Source organism: Fulvivirga aurantia (genome assembly GCF_009711475.1).
Taxonomy (GTDB): domain Bacteria; phylum Bacteroidota; class Bacteroidia; order Cytophagales; family Cyclobacteriaceae; genus Fulvivirga; species Fulvivirga aurantia.
Window position 1 is genome coordinate 1 of record NZ_SMMD01000597.1, and the last position, 4,464, is coordinate 4,464.

Sequence of the window (4,464 nt, forward strand, 5' to 3'; positions counted from 1 at the left end):
CCGCTCTTCTCCCTTCAATCACACTCCATCATGTAAGATACTCTTAAGATGATGTCTTATTCTCCACTCTTTCAAATTCCGCGGAGAGGAAGGGATTCGAACCCCCGGTACCCTTGTGGGGCACACTCACTTTCCAGGCGAGCACCTTCGACCACTCGGTCACCTCTCCTTTTGCAAGGCCTTTTGCCTCACAGGAAGCACAAATAAATCAATAAAAAACACTTTATGCAAGCATAAAATAAATTTAATAGAGGTTAATTTAAGCTAAGTTCACCGCATATAGGCTCTATAAATCTTTTCCTAATTACTTTGAAATCTTCTTCTTCACCTAAGATCATCATTAACTTAGATAAAGCTGCCTCTAATGTAAGGTCTGCGCCTTCTATCACATTTAATGCTTCGAGTTGTTTGCTTGTACCATAACGACCCTGTAAAACTCTACCTCCCGGGCACTGAGAAACATTAACAATCACGATTCCTTTATTTCTAGCGTCTTCAAGCACTTCTTTAAACCAGCTTACCGTAGGTGCATTTCCCGAACCAAAAGTTTCCATGATAACTCCACGAAGCCCTTCGATTCCAAATACCGCTTCTACGGCCTTTCTGCTAATGCCAGGATATAACTTCAAAATGGCTACATTGTTATCAAAACTTTCGTGAAAAACCAGTGGAATATCACCTTCAGGCTTATGAATCACAGCTTGATTGTAATTGATAACCACCCCGGATTCTGCCAAAACCGGGTAATTTTCTGATTCAAAAGCATCAAAATGAAGGCTTTCTACTTTCTTTGATCGATTGCCTCTTAGCAATACATAATCAAAATAAACACAAACTTCAGGCACCACAGTGCCTCCTCTACCTGATGCTATTTCTAAAGCCGTAATTAAATTTTCTCTTGCATCTGAGCGTAACGATGAAATTGGCAATTGAGCACCAGTAAAAATTACTGGTTTTTGCAGATTTTCTAACATAAAGCTCATCGCTGAAGCCGTAAATGCCATGGTATCGGTGCCATGCAAGACCACAAAACCATCAAAATCATCATAGTTTTCTTTAATGATATGCCCAACCTCAATCCAATCTGTTGGGGTAATGTCTGATGAATCTATAGGATTTTCGAAAGCTATCACTGTAAGGTTAAGCTCCAACAGACGCAATGAAGGCACATGATCTAAGATCGATGCAAAATCAAAAGGTATTAGAGCGCCTGATGAATCATGGACCATACCAAGCGTGCCTCCTGTATAGATAATAAGCACTGAGCTATCAGGTGCATTCTTAGCTGACGTTATAATATTGTCCTTCTTATAATGCATTGACTCGGAAAAGTTTAAGGCTATTTTGCGTAGTAATCTCAGCTACTTCATCGAGACCGACCTGCTTATATGATGCTATCTTTTTGGCAATATCCGGAATATATGACGGTTCGTTTCTCTTACCTCGATGTGGTGTAGGAGCCAAATAAGGGCTGTCAGTCTCTAGTACGATATGTTTAAGGTCGATCTCAGGAACTACCTTATCTAATCCTCCATTTTTAAAAGTACTCACACCGCCTAAACCCAAGTAAAAGCCAAGGTCAATTATTCTTTTAGCCTGCTCGAGTGTGCCGCTGAAGCAATGAAATACACCCGTCAAATCTTCATCTTGGAGATCTTCTACAAGCTTAATGTTTTCATCTATCGATTCCCGACAATGAATTACTATTGGTAATTTTTTCTGCTTGGCCCAGCTGGCTTGAATGTTAAAGGCTTCCTTTTGTTGTTCCCAAAAGCTTTTATCCCAATACAAATCAGTTCCGATTTCTCCGACAGCTGTAAAATTTCTTTGGCCTAACCACTCTTCCACAAGGTATAACTCCTTTTCGAAGTCTTTTTTAACCGAACATGGATGAAGACCCATCATAGAAAAGCAGTTTTTAGGGTATTTCTGCTCTAGCTCAAGCATATCATCGATAGATGTATGATCTATATTTGGCATAAAGATCTTATCTACACCAGCCTCGAAGGCACGATTGAGCACATCAGCCCGATCATCTTTAAATTTATCTAAATATATATGTGCGTGACTATCTATATAAGTGTTCATCAAGCTAATAATTCGTATTTAATATAAAGACACAAAATATTTGGATTTTGCGACTTCCAAAGTTAATATTTCCTGCCTTTCCAACTGACTTTGGTAGGTAATAAATAGAATATACCGGTTGTAATTGCAACATATAGAGAGTAAAACTCATATAATAACACCTGATGAAAGCGAAATCGCAATTTTAAGTAACTGGCAAGGGTTAGTATAAAGGCAGATTGCAGCAAAACTTTACTCGCTAATATAAACGTGCCGATTTGGGGATTGATAACTATTAAGGCCAGAATACCGGGAAAGAAAAGTGCCTGTAAGCTTAAAATAGAAACTATTGGCCAGGGTAATTGTACCGCACCTCTCATCCATCTTTTACGCTGATTGAGTAAGCCCTTGAAATCTGACTGCGCAAGTGTGGTTGCCAAAACATCCGTATTCATCAATTGCACAGTTTTAAACCCTCTCTTTGAGACTTGTTTAAAAAGCTCGAAATCTTCGGTTATGGAAAAAGGAATTGATTCATAGCCACCTGTCGACTCATAAGCTTTACGTGTAACTAACATGTTATTGCCCATAGCAGTTACCGGTCTAAATGAATCAGTAATAACTTTTACCATACCCAATGCAAACAACCAATCTATGCATTGCCAAACATTGTTTTTTACTATCGTAAACCCGTTGACAATACCAACCTTTGGCAAGAGGCCTGAAATCATACCTTTGACCCAACCTTTAGGTACAATTACGTCTGCATCTGTAATTAAGAAAACTTCATTTTGAGCTTGTTGAGCCAAATGAGCTAATACATTGGCCTTGCCTTTTGCTGAACCCAAATTGCTTTGAATTTGGAATGCGCTTACCTGCTTTTTTTTAGCGTAACTACTGGCTATAGACCAGGTAGAATCCGTAGAATTATCGTCTCCAACGAGTATCTCCAACCTATCTTGGGGGTAGTCTAATTGGAGAAGGCTGTCTAGACAGGCTGATAAATTGGCTTCTTCATTTCTCGCAGCAACCAAAACTGATATTGAAGGCAAGTTAGGTATTGGTTCTTTATATTCTTTACGGTGGAAACTCCACAAATACAATAATAGTAAGTCTACAAATGCTGTGAAGCTACACACAACCACCAAAAACCCACTCACTACAATCATAGTGTTTTAAAGCTATACCCTTTGTCTAAAAAATGCTTGATATAACGCGATAAGCTATATTTTACATTTTCTTCAGCTTTTATATTGTCATGAAAAATTACGATAGATCCTTTACCTGTGGCTTTGATTGATTTTTTGAGACAAACTTCAGGCTCCATATCATTTAAAAAATCCCCTGAGAGCACATCCCACATTACAATTTGATACTTCTTTTTCAGCAGCTTTATTTGGCTCAATTTCATCTTGCCATAAGGCGGTCTAAACAGGGGCTTGACATCATGGTCATGCAGGTCTAACAAGTGCCGCTGGCATCTCACCACATTTGAGATGTAGTCTATCGTGCTTGTTTGCCAGCCATTGCAATGATTGTAACTGTGGTTTCCTAATCGGTGTCCTTCTCTTAATGCTCTTTCTGCAATGCTTTTATTTTTCTTAATATTTTCTCCTACACAGAAAAATGTAGCCTTTACATTATAATCTTTGAGCACATCAAGTATGTACTCGGTAAGGCCAGGTATGGGGCCATCGTCAAAAGTGAGGTATATTTCTTTGTTATTGGTTTTCTTTTTCCATAGAAGGCTTGGAAACAGCCATCTGGCCGGTGCTGGAGTCTTATGGAAAAACATAATTATTTACGGCTCTACTTTACATGATAGCATGGTAATATCATCTCTATAGCCATTTCGGCCTTTGAAATCATCAAGGTCGATGATAATATCCTGATGGATTTTTTGGAGAGAGTGGTTGTGGTTTTGTTTGAAATATGCTTCTACACGCTCAAGGCCATATTCATCACCATTTTCATTTTCTGTTTCGGTGACGCCATCTGTGTAGCAAAAAATCAGAAAGTCATCGAGGTCAGTGATAAAGCCTTCATTTAAAAAAGGAAGTGGATGCATGGCACCCAATACTGTAGACCCTTCATCTAACTGTTGAATTTCGCCATTTCTCACCAATAATGGTGGGTTATGACCTGAGTTTACATAAACCAAAGTCTTCAGTTTATGGTCATATATGGCTGCAAAAAAAGTGATGAATTTTTCACCTTTGGCATTTTCAAGCACCTGATAATTAAGCTCTTCTATAATCTCACGCAAATTGCCAGTTTGACGAATAAGAGTACGTAATGAGGCTTGAAAGTTTGACATGAGCAACGCTGCAGGAATACCTTTACCCGAAACATCGGCTATGCATATTAAAAACTGATTCTTATTAATTGGTATGTAAT

The 4,464-nt window shown here is 38.6% G+C and carries 5 protein-coding genes and 1 tRNA gene; all 6 read right to left on the reverse strand.

All coding sequences use genetic code 11. The features are described 5' to 3' along the window. Positions 1-81: 81 nt before the first annotated feature. A tRNA-Ser gene (locus E1176_RS05335) sits at positions 82-169 on the reverse strand. Between the two features lie 85 nt (positions 170-254). Beyond that, positions 255-1,319, reverse strand: a complete 1,065-nt coding sequence (locus E1176_RS05340; protein ID WP_155209535.1) for an asparaginase — start codon at positions 1,317-1,319, stop codon at positions 255-257. Next, positions 1,309-2,088 (reverse strand): TatD family hydrolase, encoded by a 780-nt coding sequence (locus tag E1176_RS05345; protein ID WP_155209536.1) that lies wholly within the window; start codon positions 2,086-2,088, stop codon positions 1,309-1,311. The genes E1176_RS05340 and E1176_RS05345 overlap by 11 nt, the downstream gene beginning before the upstream one ends. Before the next feature lie 62 nt (positions 2,089-2,150). Continuing rightward, positions 2,151-3,236 (reverse strand): glycosyltransferase, encoded by a 1,086-nt coding sequence (locus E1176_RS05350; RefSeq protein ID WP_155209537.1) that lies wholly within the window; start codon positions 3,234-3,236, stop codon positions 2,151-2,153. Further along, a complete protein-coding gene (locus E1176_RS05355) occupies positions 3,233-3,862 on the reverse strand; it encodes a polysaccharide deacetylase family protein (RefSeq protein WP_155209538.1) in 630 nt (209 codons plus the stop codon). Before E1176_RS05355 ends, E1176_RS05350 begins: the two co-directional genes overlap by 4 nt. Positions 3,863-3,868: 6 nt before the next feature. Then, positions 3,869-4,464: PP2C family protein-serine/threonine phosphatase (locus E1176_RS05360; RefSeq protein WP_155209539.1), on the reverse strand; the 596-nt coding region annotated here is incomplete at its 5' end.